Source organism: Dyadobacter sp. 32 (assembly GCF_902506755.1).
Classification (GTDB): Bacteria; Bacteroidota; Bacteroidia; order Cytophagales; family Spirosomataceae; genus Dyadobacter.
Genome location: NZ_LR735258.1, coordinates 1,006,600 through 1,021,441 on the forward strand (window position 1 = coordinate 1,006,600; position 14,842 = coordinate 1,021,441).

The 14,842-nt window shown below is 44.4% G+C and carries 10 protein-coding genes; 2 read left to right on the forward strand and 8 right to left on the reverse strand.

The features are described 5' to 3' along the window. Positions 1–132: 132 nt before the first annotated feature. From DYADSP32_RS04010 to DYADSP32_RS04025, 4 genes are all read right to left on the reverse strand, one after another. Positions 133–1,203: a membrane dipeptidase gene (locus DYADSP32_RS04010; protein WP_149243932.1), complete on the reverse strand. Its 1,071-nt coding sequence runs from the start codon at positions 1,201–1,203 to the stop codon at positions 133–135. 69 nt (positions 1,204–1,272) lie between these two features. Then, the gene (locus tag DYADSP32_RS04015) at positions 1,273–2,382 is read right to left on the reverse strand and encodes a D-TA family PLP-dependent enzyme (protein ID WP_149243931.1); all 1,110 of its coding nucleotides are present in this window, start codon (positions 2,380–2,382) and stop codon (positions 1,273–1,275) included. An 80-nt stretch (positions 2,383–2,462) separates the two neighbouring features. Then, positions 2,463–2,939, reverse strand: a complete 477-nt coding sequence (locus DYADSP32_RS04020; RefSeq protein WP_149243930.1) for a RidA family protein — start codon at positions 2,937–2,939, stop codon at positions 2,463–2,465. Between the two features lie 48 nt (positions 2,940–2,987). Beyond that, complete coding sequence (locus DYADSP32_RS04025) at positions 2,988–4,292, reverse strand: gluconate:H+ symporter (protein ID WP_149243929.1); 1,305 nt, start codon at positions 4,290–4,292, stop codon at positions 2,988–2,990. Positions 4,293–4,571: 279 nt separating this feature from the next. On the opposite strand from DYADSP32_RS04025, the gene gyrA reads away from it, so the two are divergent. Further along, entirely contained in the window at positions 4,572–7,208 is a 2,637-nt protein-coding gene (gyrA, locus tag DYADSP32_RS04030; RefSeq protein WP_149243928.1) for a DNA gyrase subunit A, read from the forward strand. A 73-nt stretch (positions 7,209–7,281) separates the two neighbouring features. Beyond that, the gene (locus DYADSP32_RS04035; protein ID WP_149243927.1) at positions 7,282–8,739 is read left to right on the forward strand and encodes a tetratricopeptide repeat protein; all 1,458 of its coding nucleotides are present in this window, start codon (positions 7,282–7,284) and stop codon (positions 8,737–8,739) included. A gap of 367 nt (positions 8,740–9,106) precedes the next feature. Here DYADSP32_RS04035 and DYADSP32_RS04040 read toward each other — a convergent pair whose 3' ends face one another. The 4 genes from DYADSP32_RS04040 to DYADSP32_RS04055 all read right to left on the reverse strand — a co-directional run bounded on the left by DYADSP32_RS04040 (position 9,107) and on the right by DYADSP32_RS04055 (position 14,740). Further along, positions 9,107–9,934, reverse strand: coding sequence for a TIM barrel protein (locus DYADSP32_RS04040; RefSeq protein ID WP_149243926.1), 828 nt, complete (start codon positions 9,932–9,934; stop codon positions 9,107–9,109). Between the two features lie 81 nt (positions 9,935–10,015). Continuing rightward, positions 10,016–10,912 carry a TIM barrel protein gene (locus DYADSP32_RS04045; RefSeq protein WP_149243925.1) on the reverse strand — a complete coding sequence of 299 codons (897 nt, stop codon included), beginning with the start codon at positions 10,910–10,912 and terminating at the stop codon, positions 10,016–10,018. A gap of 95 nt (positions 10,913–11,007) precedes the next feature. Further along, a complete protein-coding gene (locus tag DYADSP32_RS04050) occupies positions 11,008–11,910 on the reverse strand; it encodes a ThuA domain-containing protein (protein WP_149243924.1) in 903 nt (300 codons plus the stop codon). A 136-nt stretch (positions 11,911–12,046) separates the two neighbouring features. Next, positions 12,047–14,740: a c-type cytochrome gene (locus tag DYADSP32_RS04055; RefSeq protein ID WP_149243923.1), complete on the reverse strand. Its 2,694-nt coding sequence runs from the start codon at positions 14,738–14,740 to the stop codon at positions 12,047–12,049. Positions 14,741–14,842 lie beyond the last annotated feature (102 nt).

Genomic DNA, 14,842 nt, shown 5'->3' on the forward strand with positions numbered 1-14,842 from the left:
TTGTTAAATGATGTGGGTGGGAGAGGGGGTTCAGAAGAATTTTATTAATGCGTCCGCGGACTGGACTTTCGCCAAAGCGGATCAGCTGAGTGCTCGATCCGCTTTGGCGAGATCCGGTGAATTTTAGTTCTGTTAACTCCAGGCTCTTTCCAGAAAGTCTACCCAGTTGCTCCACATGATCTGTTCAATATCTTTCTCAGCGTATCCCCGTTTCCTGAGTAGTCCAGGGATAGTCTGTAGGTCTGCAATAGATTCAAGATCGCCGGGACTTTGTTCTTTACCGTACGCACCATCCAGATCGGAGCCTATACCCACATGGTTAGTATTGCCTGCCAACTGACATATATGGTCGATATGCTGGACAATGTGTTCTATTTTTACACCAGTACTTTGTGGAGTAGATTTACCTCTGATCCATCCGGGCACCATCATCCAGGCATCGAAAGCCATTCCGATAACGGCCTTTCTACCAACTAATTCCATGATCATTTCGTCGGAAAACTGACGATTGTGCGGTACAATTGTACGGGTCAGATTGTGGCTTGCCCACACGGGTCCCGTATAGATCTCCATCGCTTCCCAAAATGCTGTGTCGCATAAGTGGGTAGCATCCAGAATGATATTTAAGGCATCCATGGCCTTCAAAAGATCTTTGCCTTTTTGTGACAGCGGCTGATCGGCATCGGTGCCATAGGCATATACCCCGGGTCCGTAATGTGCAGGACCCACGGCGCGAAGTCCATAGTTGTAAGCGATTTCCAGGTTTTTGAGGCTAATGAGCGAGTCGGCACCTTCCAGGCTAAGTATGTATCCGATGGGCAAGTTTTCTGTTGACTCCGCATTCTGCCAGAGTGCCAGATGCTTTTTGAGTGCAGGGAAGTCGCGTATCTGTACGATTTCTCCGGCTTCTTCCATTGCATTGTACCACGCTATTTGGCCCTGCGTTTGCGCCCAGGCCTGTGCTTGTGAATTCCACCCTGGAATCAGGCTGTCAGGTTTCACGAATCGGGCAATCTGAGTTCCAACGCACATGCCAATATTGGCTCTGCGCATTTCCGGGAAACTCACCACTCCTAAACCGCGGTCTGGTTTGTCGGTCATGTTTTTTTCTCTTTCCCTAATGGTGTTTAGTTCCTGAGTAAGATCCCGATTCCACTCCAGAGCATTCATGGAAAGGTCGAGATGGGCATCAAATAAAAACATAATGGGTCATTTTAATATGTTCATGTAAAGGCAAAAGTGGTGGTTCCTTTTGAAGCTGTGGGAATTTGATTAGATGGTTAGTCGACGACTCCTCGCAACGATTTTCCATTCTTCGGTCACTTCACCTTGTTCTATGACCGATGCATAATCATGCAACGCCACGGTGGGGCACACGTGATAGGGAACTGCGTACAGCACGTCTCCAATGGAAATTTTTTCCCATGCCTCCACAGGTAATTCTAAAACACCGTGCTCTTCACTCTGACCTTTGACTGTGTAATTGTTGAGGTTTAAAATTCGAAACCGATTTTCAATAGGATTCTCCGCTGCGATGGCCTTATGACCCAGGTCAATCGTGACTATTCCCATAGATGGTTTTGAAATAACCCTCGTGAGTATCAGTGCAGCATATTGGAAGGGCTGGTCGTCGAAACGCTCTCCATACCCGCAATCCCACAGTACGCTGGTGCCCGGGCTAAGCAACACGTGTTCCCGTAGGGTATGCACGTTAAAAGTAGGAGAGCCGCCGGCTATAATGACTGGATCGTGTCCTAGATCATTTCGCAGCAGATCAATCAGTGGACTTACACTTTCATAGGCATCATCGGTTTCCATTTTCCGCTCGGAAAACTCTGCATTACGAATATGGCCGTCGTAGATGTGCAGTCCGGTTGTTATTAGGTTCGAAAGCGTGGAGAGGTGACGGTACAAGGACAAAACAGAAGCGTCCGGGGTATGACCTGTCCGATTCATACCATTGTTGACATCGATAAAAACTTTTGAGACGAGTTGTTTATCTGCCGACAAGGCGTTAAGCACATCCGCTGTAAGCTCCGTGTCAACCAGTGAATGGAACGCCACGTCGGGATACTTCTGAGTAAGCGCAAATAACCTTGGGATATTAGGGCCAACAAGCTGATATGCAATCAGAATCCATTTTGCGCCAGCATCGGCCAGCATTTCGGCTTCTGCAATTGTGGCACATTTGAATTTGCTGATTCCCTGTTGAATCTGCATACCCACGATTTCAGCTGTTTTATGCGTTTTTATATGCGGAACGAGCCGCTCAGGACCTCCAGCTATGTAAAGCATGCGCTGGATGTTACTTTCAATACGCTCTTTGTAGAACAGCAGCGAGGGCGAAATAACCCGTGCTGTATCGTTGAGTTGGTACCACATGAATGATTTGAAAATTAGAATTGAAAAAACGGAAATGACAAATGGGCCAATAATCCAAGCGGGTTATTGGATTTAATTCGTCATTTTTCTTCAAGCTCAAACATAGCTTCAATTTCCACCGGGATGTTGTCGGGCAGGGTACCCATTCCCACGGCACTGCGCACACCTATCCCATTTTCTTCACCCCACACTTTTGCAAATAATTCACTGCAGCCGTTTATGATAAATGGATGCTTTTCAAATTCGGTTGTGCAATTGACCATGCCAAGTACTTTGATAACCCTCTTGACGCGGTTGAGGCTGCCCAAATTTGCTTTGAGGGTGGCAAGGATAGCCAAACCAACCTGACGGGCAGCTAGCTTTCCCTGTTCTGCATCCAGGTCTTTGCCAATTCTACCCTTTATTAATGTTCCGTCTTCCTGAACTGTTCCATGTCCTGAAACATATACCCACCTTTTATCTACAATCAAAAGGGGTTTATATACGCCAACTGGTTTGGGGGCGGGGGGGAGGGTCAGCCCAAGCTGAGCAAAATTGTTTTCTGGGGTATTTTCCATGATGGGTAATTGAGTGATTGTCTGTTTCTGTGTTTGATATAATCAATATTAAAGGAACAAATTTAGTACTAAAACCCCCAGCAACCCCATAATGGAGACAATTGTTTCCATGATCGACCAGGTTAAAAGTGTCTCTTTGATCGTCAGATTGAAATATTCTTTGAAGAGCCAAAAGCCACCGTCATTGAGATGCGAGAACATGAGGCTACCGGAACCGATGGATAAAACGATAAGTTCAGGTTTGATTGGAGAGTGAATCAGTAGCGGAGATAGGATACCAACCGTAGTGAGGCCTGCCACAGTGGCCGATCCCACACAAACCCGGATAATGGCAGCAATTCCCCAACTCAACAAAATGGGGGAGATGTCCACACCTACAAGGCCTTCGGCAATGTAAGTGCTAACCCCGCTCGCGGTCATAATTTCTTTGAATACGCCGGCCCCGGCTATAATCAACAAAATGACCGAAACCCCTTTGAAGGCCTCTTCCATGGATTTGCTAATTGTTTTCATGTTCATACCGCGCCTGAGGCCAAGCGTATAAGCAGCAAATAGGACGGCCACCAGCATCCCAAAATAGGGTTCAGCCAAAAGACCAATGATTTTGTTATCGGGATAAATGCCTTTTATGCCAGACATAGCCGTCAACAGAAGAACAGGAAGCAGTGCTGTAATAATGCTTATACCTAAGCCCGGAAGTTCGGAGGTAGGGCGAGGGGTGACGTCAAACAGATCGGGATCTGGTTTTGGCTGAAAACGTTTTAAAGTACTTCCGAAAAGTGGTCCGGCCACCGCTATGGCCGGCAAAGAAACCAGAATTCCATAGAGTAATGTTTTTCCTATATCAGCGTTCAGTTGGCTGGCAATCGCAGCTGGAGAGGGGTGTGGGGGCAGATATCCATGGGCTACCGATAGTGCAGACAGCATGGGAACACCAATGTAGAGTAAAGGCAACCTGGCGGTGGCGCTGATCATAAAAATCAGCGGTATGACGATCACAAATCCTGCATTGTAAAAAAGGGGGATGCCAATGACAAAGCCAGCGAGCGCCATGCCCCATTGAATGTATTTTTTACCAAATATACCGATTAGCGCATCGGTTATTCGTTGGGCTGCTCCGCTGTCCGCGACCATCTTGCCAAGCATGGCACCAAACCCAACGATCAGTACAAGATCGCCCAGTGTTCCTCCGACACCCTTCTGAATGGCTTTGCTTAGTGTGGCCACATCCAAACCACTGGCAAGGCCAAGCGCAATAGACACCAAAAGAAATGAAATGAACGTATCAATTTTTAGCCAGGCAATTAATAAAACCAGGAACAGGATGGCTAAAAAGGTAAGGGCTAACGGCATGTTTTTGAGATTTTGTTATGTGCACTTTGATTAATAAGCGGTTAGGAGCTGTAATTTAATGTTGTTGGCTGATTAACTTTCTTTGGCGTAAAATTCACAGCCTCTCTGGATTGGGTGAATAATCAAATCCAGCGTTAATATGGTTTGCCTTTAGTTTGTTAGAGTGCTTTAAAATAGCGAAATTTGACTTTTTGTAACTCATTTTATTGTATTAATCATGTGAGTTGTTGTATTAACTCGATTTCTCACTTAATTTTTTCGATTCTTTTCTAATTCTTTATGGCAGAATCTTCTGGTGAAAACATTATCCCCATTAATATTGAGGATGAAATGCGTGGTGCATACATTGATTACTCAATGTCCGTCATTATTTCCCGCGCTTTGCCCGACGTTCGCGATGGTTTGAAACCGGTGCACCGGCGCGTACTTTATGGAATGTCCGACTTGGGCGTCAATTACAACAGGTCTCATAAAAAGTCAGCACGTATAGTAGGGGAGGTGTTAGGAAAGTATCACCCGCACGGTGATTCCTCCGTTTACAATACGATGGTCCGTATGGCGCAGCCATGGTCGCTCAGATATCCGCTGGTAGATGGGCAAGGTAACTTTGGTTCCGTGGATGGTGATAATCCCGCTGCGATGCGTTACACAGAAGCTCGGCTGAAACGGTTGGCTGATGAATTGTTAAATGATCTTGGAAAGGATACAGTCGATTTCCAGCCAAACTTTGATGATTCATTGTCTGAACCGTCGGTTTTACCAGCCAAGTTCCCCAATCTGTTGGTTAACGGTTCATCAGGTATTGCGGTAGGTATGGCTACCAACATGGCCCCTCATAATCTCACAGAGGTGATCGATGGGGTATTGGCCTATATTGATGACAATGAAATCACCATTCCACAATTAATGGAACATGTGAAGGCCCCCGATTTTCCAACCGGTGGCATTATTTATGGATACAATGGCGTGCGTTCGGCTTTTGAAACAGGACGTGGCAGCATCATCATTCGGTCTAAAGCTAAGTTTGAAGTTTCAAAAACGGGTAGGGAGCAGATCATCATTACGGAAATTCCTTACATGACCAACAAGGCCGCCATGATCGAAAGGATCGCGGGGCTTATCAATGACAAAAAACTGGACGGTATCTCCGACATTCGGGATGAGTCGGATAGGGATGGGATGCGTATTGTTTTTGATCTGAAAAAAGATGCAATCCCCAATATTGTTCTGAACCACTTGTACAAGTACACACCACTTCAGTCCTCATTTGGAGTAAACAATGTGGCATTGGTGAAAGGACGTCCGGTAACTTTGAATCTCAAAGACCTCATCAAGCACTATGTGGATCACCGCCTTGTGGTGATTACACGGCGGACAGAATACGAACTCCGTGAAGCTGAAAAGCGTGCCCATATTCTTGAGGGCTTGCTCATTGCGCTGGATAATCTGGATGCGGTGATTTCTTTGATTCGTAATTCGAGGGATCCTGAGGCTGCTAAAATCGGATTGATCGAGCAGTTCGCTCTGAGTGAGATTCAGGCAAAGGCAATTCTGGAAATGCGCTTGCAGCGTTTGACAGGTCTGGAAAGAGATAAAATTGTGAAAGAGTATGAAGAGATCATGCTTTTGATCACAGACTTGAAAGACATACTGGCCAATGAGTATCGTAAATTTGAGATTATCAAAACCGAACTTGGGGAGATCAGGGATCGCTACGGCGATGAACGCAGGACGCAGATTGAGTTTTCGGCAGAAGAGTTCAGTGATGAAGATATGATTCCGGATGATGAAATGTTGATTACCATTTCTCATGAAGGTTATATCAAAAGAACACCTCTAGCGGAATATCGTACACAAACTAGGGGAGGAGTAGGCTCTCGTGGTGTCAAAACAAAAGATACCGACTTCACCGAGCATTTGTTTTCGGCAACAATGCTCAACTATCTCTTAATTTTTACAGAGTACGGTAAGCTTTTCTGGATGAAGGTGTACGAAGTTCCCGAAGGAAGCAAGACCTCAAAAGGAAGACCGATTCAGAATTTGATCAGTCTTGAAAATGGGGACTCTATTCGTTCTGTGATCAATGTACGCACATTATCGGATGATGACTACATCAATAACAATTATCTGATCATGTGTACGCAGCAAGGCACGATCAAAAAGACTTTGCTCGAGGCCTATTCGCGTCCACGAACAAATGGGATCATTGCCATCTCCATTCATGAGGGCGACAGGTTACTCGATGTTGCCCTAACCAATGGCGACAACGACATAGTCATTGCATCAAGTGCCGGGCGTGCGGTTCGCTTCAATGAAAAAGGGGTGAGACCGATGGGTCGGACTGCAGCAGGTGTACGGGGTATCAATCTCAATGACGAAGGCAATAAGGTAATTGGCATGGTTTGTATCAGTCGCGAAGATGCTCAGTTGCTTGTTGTTTCTGAAAATGGTTTTGGTAAGCGTTCAGACATTGATAGCTACCGTATTACCAAACGTGGCGGGAAGGGTGTTTCAACAATGAACGCAACCGATAAAGTAGGAAAGCTGGTGGCGATTCGGGAAGTTACCGAGCAGGACGATCTCATGATCATTACCCGCAATGGTATAGCGATCAGGATGAGTGTGTTGGATATTCGACTTGCCGGACGTAATACGCAGGGTGTCAAGCTGATCAGATTAAATAATTCGGATGAAATAACGTCGGTGACTCGCATTCTGAAAGACCCGGATGAAAAGGAAGCGGATGAATATGATGAAGAAGGTAACCTGATTGTCAGGGCCGCTGAGGTTATTCAGGGTTCATCTGATGTTGAAATCGTTGGTTCGGATGAGCAGGAGGAACTTGCAGGCGAGGATGAAATTGAAGAGGATTCCGAGGAAGAGGAGGGCGACGACTCAGAAGAGGATGAGGCATGATTTTTGAAATAAATCCAATATTAAATCTATATTTACGGTTAAGAACTATCAATCACAGCAAAAGTTGAAATTTATGAAAAGAATTGTTTTAGCTTCCGCTATTGGCCTGATGAGCCTTTCTGCTTTCGGGCAGGATGCCTTGGAAAAGGCAATGGTGGATCAGCTCCGTAAGGACAAAGAAAAAAGTGACAATAGCATAAGTGATGCGAAAAGTAATGTCAAAGCAGCCTACTGGGTTGATCGCGCGAAAACTTATGAAGATATTGCATTGAAGGCGTCCCAGCTGGATTCAGTTGCTTCTAAAACGGCTTTGGCTGCCTACAAAAAAGTAGTCGAATTGGATCTTACTAAGAAAGGGGAGCCTGGTAAATCTGCCAAGGAAGCACAAAAGGCGCTGAAAGGGGAAGAGGGAACCATGCTGTTTCATTCCATTTTTAAACAGGGAACAGAACAGTATCAGGTAAAGAATCTGCCTTCAGCATTGCAATTGTTCAAGACTGCGTTGGAAATTAACCCTAAGGATACAACCGTTGCGTTGTATGGAGGTGTTACTGCCAATCAAATAGATAATAAAGAAGAAGCTAAGTCACTTTGGGAAATGTATGCAGCGAACGGAGGAAAAGATCCTAGTGTATTTTATGGACTTGCACAGGTTTACCGTACCGAAAATAATTTCGAAAAGGCGCTGGCTACTCTGAACAAGGGGCTTGAACGTTCACCTGGTAATAAGGATCTTAAATCGGAGATCGTTAACATCATGCTAGTGGGTGGCCGTGAACCCGAGGCAATTACGCAGCTGGAAGCGATGGTTAAAGAGGATCCGAAAAATTCTGCTAACTTATTGAACCTTGCCGTTTTGTATGATAATATTAACAGAAAAACGGTTGACAGAATCAAAGAAGTGAACACCAAGCTGGGTGCGGGTACCACAAAAGTAGCGAGTCTGACGAAAGAACTTGACAGCGAAAAAGGTAAGCTGGAAGCTATTGAAGGAGAGATCAAGCGCTTGGGAGCCTTGATTAAAAAGCAACCAAAAAATGCTGATCTCAAAAGACAGTTGACAGAAAACACCACACGAAGAGATGAGGCGAAAGCTGCTGTGGCCAAATTGGACGGCGACATCAAGGCATCTCAAGAATCTGCCAAGGGTAATGACGTAGCTGCATTGGAAAAAGAGTTCGCTGAACTGAAAGAGAAGAAAACGAAATCAGCTCAGGAGGCAGAAGCTTATTACAAAAAAGTATTGGAGGTTGAACCCACCAATGCGGATGGCCTTTATAATTTGGGCGTTTGGTATTTCAATGAAGCCGTAATCATGAAAGGTGAAGTGGATAACATGACCCTCAGTGAATACCAACAACGCGGTAAGGAAGTCGAAGGCCGCGTTTGCGGACGTTTCAAAAAATCCAAACCTTATTTTGAAAGGGCTATCCAGGCAAAGGATTTGGCAGAAGCCAAGGATAACCTTGCAGTGGTTGATAAAGTATTAGAGGAATTCGCTGGTAAATCAATTACTTGTATCGAAGAATAGTATTTGGATCGACAATCATAAAGAAGGGGAATGGAAACATTCCCCTTCTTTATGATTGAAAAGTCTATTTAACATAATATAAATTATACAACAGTCATCTGAGTGTTGGGGGGTGGATAATGAACGCTGATATGCGCCTGAGATTTGTGCAGAACGGTATGTAGTGCGGGTGATTTATTTCATTCAAATGTGAGCGCAAGGGAAAGCATTGATTTTAATAATAACCTGCTTATTTTGAGGATGTTTGGTTGTGAAATGAGCCGTTTTCTTTTTGGGTTTCGTTTTTGATTTTCTCATCAAATATCGTCGTAAATGAAAAAACCACTGCAGTTAGTGCAATGGTTTCTTTCTAAAGCTGCACTATGAATTAAACGTCACAAATCTGCACACCTTGTGCAAGAGATGCAATTGCGTCAGTTCGCTTGGGTATAAACTCCTGAGCCACAAATCCTTTAAAACCAGTTTCTACAATTGCTTTCATGATCGCCGGATAGTATAGTTCCTGGGTGTCATCAATTTCATTTCTTCCCGGAACACCACCTGTATGATAATGGCCGATGTATTTGTGATACTTTCTAATATTTGCAATCACGTCGCCTTCCATGATCTGCATGTGGTAGATGTCATACAGTAGCTTGAATTTTTCGGAACCCACCATCTCACATAGGCCGGCACCCCATTCCGTGCGGTCACACATGTAGTCTTTGTGGTTAACCTTGCTGTTCAATAATTCCATGATCAATGTTACATTATACTTTTCAGCTGACGGCATCAGTCGTTTCAATCCAATTGCACAGTTTCGCATCCCATCAATATCCGACATACCACGCCGATTTCCTGAAAAGCAGATAACGGATGTTAATCCTGCTTCCTTCAGTTTTGGAAAAAGATCTTCATAACTTTTGACAAGCTCGTCATGCAGTGCCAGATCATTGAAACCTTTTTCAATTCCCATTCCCGCGCCATTTGGTAAAGCGCAGGTCAGTCCATATTTTTTTAAAATCGGCCACTCAGCTGGCCCTAACAGTTCAATTGATTTTAATCCGATTTTCTGGCACTCTTTTGCAAAATCTTCCAGAGGAATTTTCGAGTAACACCATTTACAAACAGAATGATTTATCCTTCCTTTTAGCTGTGGACCCAGTGCTTCATTTGCCGCTGTCATTGCTTCTGTAATGGACAAGTTTGTTTTCATATGATTATAATTTTCGCAAGGCTTTTTCAGAGATATGGATACGTGTCATGAATGCTAGGAGATTGACCATGACTTTATTTTTTAGGCTACATCGCAAATGGTAACCCCTTGTTTTAAGGAAGCAATATCATCTTTCCTACTTGGTATGAACTCTTGTCCAACAAAACCTTTGTAACCCGTTTCTACAATTGCTTTCATAATGGCCGGATAATACAGTTCCTGAGTTTCATCAATTTCGTGTCTTCCGGGCACCCCGCCTGTGTGATAATGCGCTATGTATTTGTGGTACTTCCGGATGGTAGCAATCACATCACCTTCCTGAATCTGCATGTGGTAAATGTCATAGAGCAATTTGAATTTTTCGGAACCCACCATGTCGCACAAGCCGGCACCCCAGGATGTACGGTCGCACATGTAATCGCGGTGGTTTACTTTACTATTCAGCAATTCCATGACCAGGGTTACATTGTGTTTTTCGGCTATCGGCATTAATTTTCTCAAGCCTATGGCGCAGTTGCGCATTCCATCTAAATCGGACATGCCCCTTCGATTTCCAGAAAAGCATATAATTTTGTCGTATCCGGCGGCCTGTACTTTCGGGATAATATTTTCAAAACCTGTTATGAGTTCGTCATGGTTGACTGGGTCGTTAAAACCTTTCTCAATGCTTCGGGTCATTCCCTCACCCCAAGGCAAGGCACAGGTCAGCCCGTGTTTTTTTATAATCGGCCATTCATCGGGTCCGCACAATTCAACCGAAGTTATCCCTATTTTTTTTGCTTCCTGTACGAAAACCTCAAAATCGATTTTACTATAGCACCAACGGCATACCGAGTGATTAATCTTTCCATTTAATTTTGGTCCCAGTATTTTCGCGGATGTAGCAAAAGCCGACTCCATTGTCCAGGGCAAAGTTAGAAGCCCGGCACCGGTTGCCATGGTCTTAATAGCGGTACGCCTGTTTGATTTGTAATTCATACAATAGGTTTGAAAATTCAATTGTCAATTTCGCCTGACAAATGCTGGCAGATCTAAATGTGCCTGGTTAACTCTGACACATTACATATGTAAACTTACTTCCTTGTACTTCCCTTTTCTCGGGTGGGAAAATCATTGGGAACCACCTGCGTCACTTTGCCTGTTGCTACCCATTCGCTCCCTCGTTGCAAAGTGGTAATAAACCCTACACATTTTTGCGAGTAATTTTCATGGCCCAAAGTGGTATGAAATATCCTACCTTTTCCATAGGTTAGGGTCATAAGCATAGGCTCATTTTTGCCTGAACCATTTTGTTCTTTGGGGCTATATGCCGTGGCAAGAACAGTAATATTTTCGGCCGGGCCTCGGAGTCTGTCGTAAAGTTCATCTTTTTGATGAAGCCATTCTACGGGTAATCCTTTCATGATCGGATGACTTTTTTCCCGAGTTGTTACGACAAATTCATGCTGATTACCATGACTTCCGCCTACGCCCGCAACGGTGTCTCTTACTATTTTTTGTTTGGTTTCATCCCAATATAAGTAGGGACCCGACTTCTCATTTCGGCCTTCCCAGCCACCGATACCGATCATTTTATTATAGGCTTCCCACTTTGGAAAGGCGTTGTCGGCCGCGTGTACCACAACTACCCCTCCCCCATTTTTGACGAACTTTTCGAATGACTGGTTGGTTTTTTGTGACCAGGAATCGCCGTTATAATTGGATAAAACTACGTCATACTTTGTGAAATCAGGGTCAAAGTTGTTCATATCTCCACCTTTTGCGGGTGTTGATAATATTTCAACTTTAAAAATCCCGGTTTCCTCAAGATAGCCCTTCATTGCCTGAGACCCCTCCTTCATGTTACGATGATTGTTTTGACCTTCAATGATCAGCACACGATGAATCTTTTTGGGAGGATGGCTTATACTGACAATAGTAGAAGCCAGTGAAAACAAAAACAATGTACTTAGGAGTAATTTGAGTGCCTTATTCATCCGTGTAAATAAAAATTGCCTGAATGAAATTAAAATTACAAGTCAGGATGATTCTACTACCCTTTCCCTGTTTTTAATTCCATTCAGGCTATAAGTTCTATACTTTTAAAAATAATAATACATATTATATGTACTATTATTTTCCTCCTTTTGTTGCAGCTGACTCTTTGTAAATCGGGCTGTTCTTACTTCCACCAGATTTGAGGTAGGCCACTAAATCCCGTAATTCCGACGGGTTGAGTCCATTGATCAAGCCAGGAAGCATAATCGAAACAGAGGAAATTTTTGTGGATGCCACTGTTTTCTTAGCTACTTTCCGGATCGTTTTTTGGTCAAATGGATTTTGGGCAATGTAATAGAAATTTGCATCTTCATTCATTTGTCGTCCCAGTACCGACTCTCCGTCTTTAAGTGTGTAAATCGTAGAGGCGTATTGATCGGAGATAGCTTTATCGGGTTCAATGATTGCGTCCATGATGTCCTCAGTAGAGAAACGTGTTGCCAACTGTGTAAGGTCCGGTCCGATATCGGAACCTTCTCCTTGGACCATGTGGCATCTGCTGCAGAGAACCGCAGAGAATATCATTTTACCACGCTCAAAATCACTGCCTGCCAGGCTATCCTTTACCACGGCTACGGCTTGCTCTACTTTCCAGCTTCTTCCCGGTCCTTTGGGGGAATACATTCTGGCAAGGTCATTTCCATTGGTGGTAAGTTTTTCAGCTCCGGAAAGTTTATTATAATAAGCCAATTTATCCTGTGGCACATTTTTGAGCGCTATCTGACGTGCTTTTTCAATGAAGCCGATGTAGCTGCGTCCTCCCTGATAACTGAAAGCCTTGTCGTACCATTTGAAATAGTTGTCCCGTAACTGGGGAGTCCAGCCGGTTTTGGCACCGCTGAGCACAAAAGCGTAAAACGTTTGCTGTTTCGCAGGCATTTTTTCCAGCATACCTGCTATGTCCAATCCATACTGGGGATTTCGGAGTATAAGATCGGCTGATGCTGTGGCTGTTTCATTATCCTTGTCATCAAAAACCTCATTTTTCATCAAAAGAGCAAGTGTGCGTTCCACCGCTTTGGGTGCCTCCAGAAATACAAGCAGCTTGCTGTACAGGCGATTGCTCAGTGGCGATGACGAAGGGTAGTTTGGACTGATATAATTGGTCACCTGGCTTTTCAAAGCTCCTTCTAGCGTACCATACCGGAAGAAGGTAACTTCAAAAGTACGCAGGAGATCTCTTTGACGAGACTCGGAAAGCTTTTTGAAATCAATGCTGGTGAGTGCTTTCAACAATGATTCTTTAATACTGGGATCTCCCTGACGAGCCAGAGCAAGCAAGGCATATACTTTGGTTTGCGGGTTCGTTTCGGCAAGCGCTTTAGCTTTCCACTGATCGACTGGCTGATGCTCTACAGCAAGACGCGCGGCATAACTCACCGATCTGTCGGCGTGAGCAAGGTGGGACCAGGCAGCAGCAATCGCTTTTGGATCGGCACCAAGGTGATATTTTTCAAGCTCAGTTCGTAATTTGTGCTCTGGTGTAAGGTTTACAGCTGCAACGTTGGAACCTGGTTTTATGTTTTTGTAATCTTGATGATAAACCCGGTAAAGGTCCGATCCAAGCCTGCGACCACCCGTTAAAAAATAAAGTGCTCCGTCTGGTCCTACCACACCATCTGTCAATGGAAGCGGAGAGCCTGATAGAAACTCTTCATGATCGGCGGAATAGGTTCCTCCTGACGGTTTCAGATGAAGTCCATGCATGATTCCAAAGCTCCAGTCAAATGCGAGCAGCGTATTTTTGTATTTTTCTGGAAACCGTGCGTCTTTTAAATAGATGAGGTTGGTCGGAGATCCTTGCCCAATATTCATAATGGCAGGTACATTATCCGGAAAAGACGGAGCCCATTTGGCATCTCCGGTTCTCCAGCCGAATTCACTCGCACTGGTAGCATGGCAAACTCTGGTTGGGCGGTACCACGGTGTTCCGAAATCCCACTCCATGTCGGAATCGTAGGTGAACATGTCGCCCGCCTCGTTGAAGGCAATGTCGAACGGATTTCTATAACCGGCGCTCACAAGCTCCCACTTTTTTCCATCAGGGTCAGTGTGTGCGATCCAGCCACCGGGAGCCATACGGTCGTTGGCATGCCCGCGCGGATCCTTAATGAAAGGGAACAGGTTGTCACTGGTCCAGTTGTTTGGCAGGCGATAAGTATCCATCACCGGCAAATCTGTGTGGTTTCCGGCAACAACGTAGAGTGATTTTTTGTCCGGGGAGATCTGGACACTGTGTGGCCCGTGTTCTCCTTCACCTTTCATCGCTTTAAGCAAGGTAATTTTATCGTACTGGTCATTATTATTCGTATCCTGCAATCTGTAAAGACCGCTACCCTTTGGGAATTTTGGATTTTCCCTGTTATTGACTACTACATACAAGCTATTGAAGGCATAAAGCAAACCGTGGGCAAAACCCATCGCAATTTTTGCTGTGTCACCCTCAATTTTTAAGGTTTCTATTTTTGGCTTTTCAGTAGAACCAATCTCTGGTAGTATTACACGAAACAAGCTACCATACTGATCCGATGTGATTAATCTGCCCTTATCATCAAATGCCATTGAAACCCACGATCCAATGGATTCTTCTGATGGACTGAAAAGATGTTCTGCCTTAAATCCGGCTGCAAGTTTAAGTTTATCCACCTTAGAGCCGGGAGGACGGTGTTTGGCAGTCCGGTTACTAAGCATGACCCCGCAGAAAGCCCCAATTGCCAGTATTACGGCGAGAGTCATTGGAAGTTTTAACCATTGTTTTTTTGTGTACATTTTTCAGTTCAGCGTTTTAAAAATTATTGATAAGTAAAGGTTTCGAAAACATAGATGTTTTTGGATGGTCTATTTTGAATAATTATACCTGTTCATGGAAAA

What these genes read in the sequence shown, in the direction of transcription:
- DYADSP32_RS04010 (WP_149243932.1), bottom strand. Translation starts at nt 1,203, where the DNA reads ATGTTTTTATTTGATGCCCATCTCGACCTTTCCATGAATGCTCTGGAG.
- DYADSP32_RS04015 (WP_149243931.1), bottom strand. Translation starts at nt 2,382, where the DNA reads ATGTGGTACCAACTCAACGATACAGCACGGGTTATTTCGCCCTCGCTG.
- DYADSP32_RS04020 (WP_149243930.1), bottom strand. Translation starts at nt 2,939, where the DNA reads ATGGAAAATACCCCAGAAAACAATTTTGCTCAGCTTGGGCTGACCCTC.
- DYADSP32_RS04025 (WP_149243929.1), bottom strand. Translation starts at nt 4,292, where the DNA reads ATGCCGTTAGCCCTTACCTTTTTAGCCATCCTGTTCCTGGTTTTATTA.
- gyrA (WP_149243928.1), top strand. Translation starts at nt 4,572, where the DNA reads ATGGCAGAATCTTCTGGTGAAAACATTATCCCCATTAATATTGAGGAT.
- DYADSP32_RS04035 (WP_149243927.1), top strand. Translation starts at nt 7,282, where the DNA reads ATGAAAAGAATTGTTTTAGCTTCCGCTATTGGCCTGATGAGCCTTTCT.
- DYADSP32_RS04040 (WP_149243926.1), bottom strand. Translation starts at nt 9,934, where the DNA reads ATGAAAACAAACTTGTCCATTACAGAAGCAATGACAGCGGCAAATGAA.
- DYADSP32_RS04045 (WP_149243925.1), bottom strand. Translation starts at nt 10,912, where the DNA reads ATGAATTACAAATCAAACAGGCGTACCGCTATTAAGACCATGGCAACC.
- DYADSP32_RS04050 (WP_149243924.1), bottom strand. Translation starts at nt 11,910, where the DNA reads ATGAATAAGGCACTCAAATTACTCCTAAGTACATTGTTTTTGTTTTCA.
- DYADSP32_RS04055 (WP_149243923.1), bottom strand. Translation starts at nt 14,740, where the DNA reads ATGTACACAAAAAAACAATGGTTAAAACTTCCAATGACTCTCGCCGTA.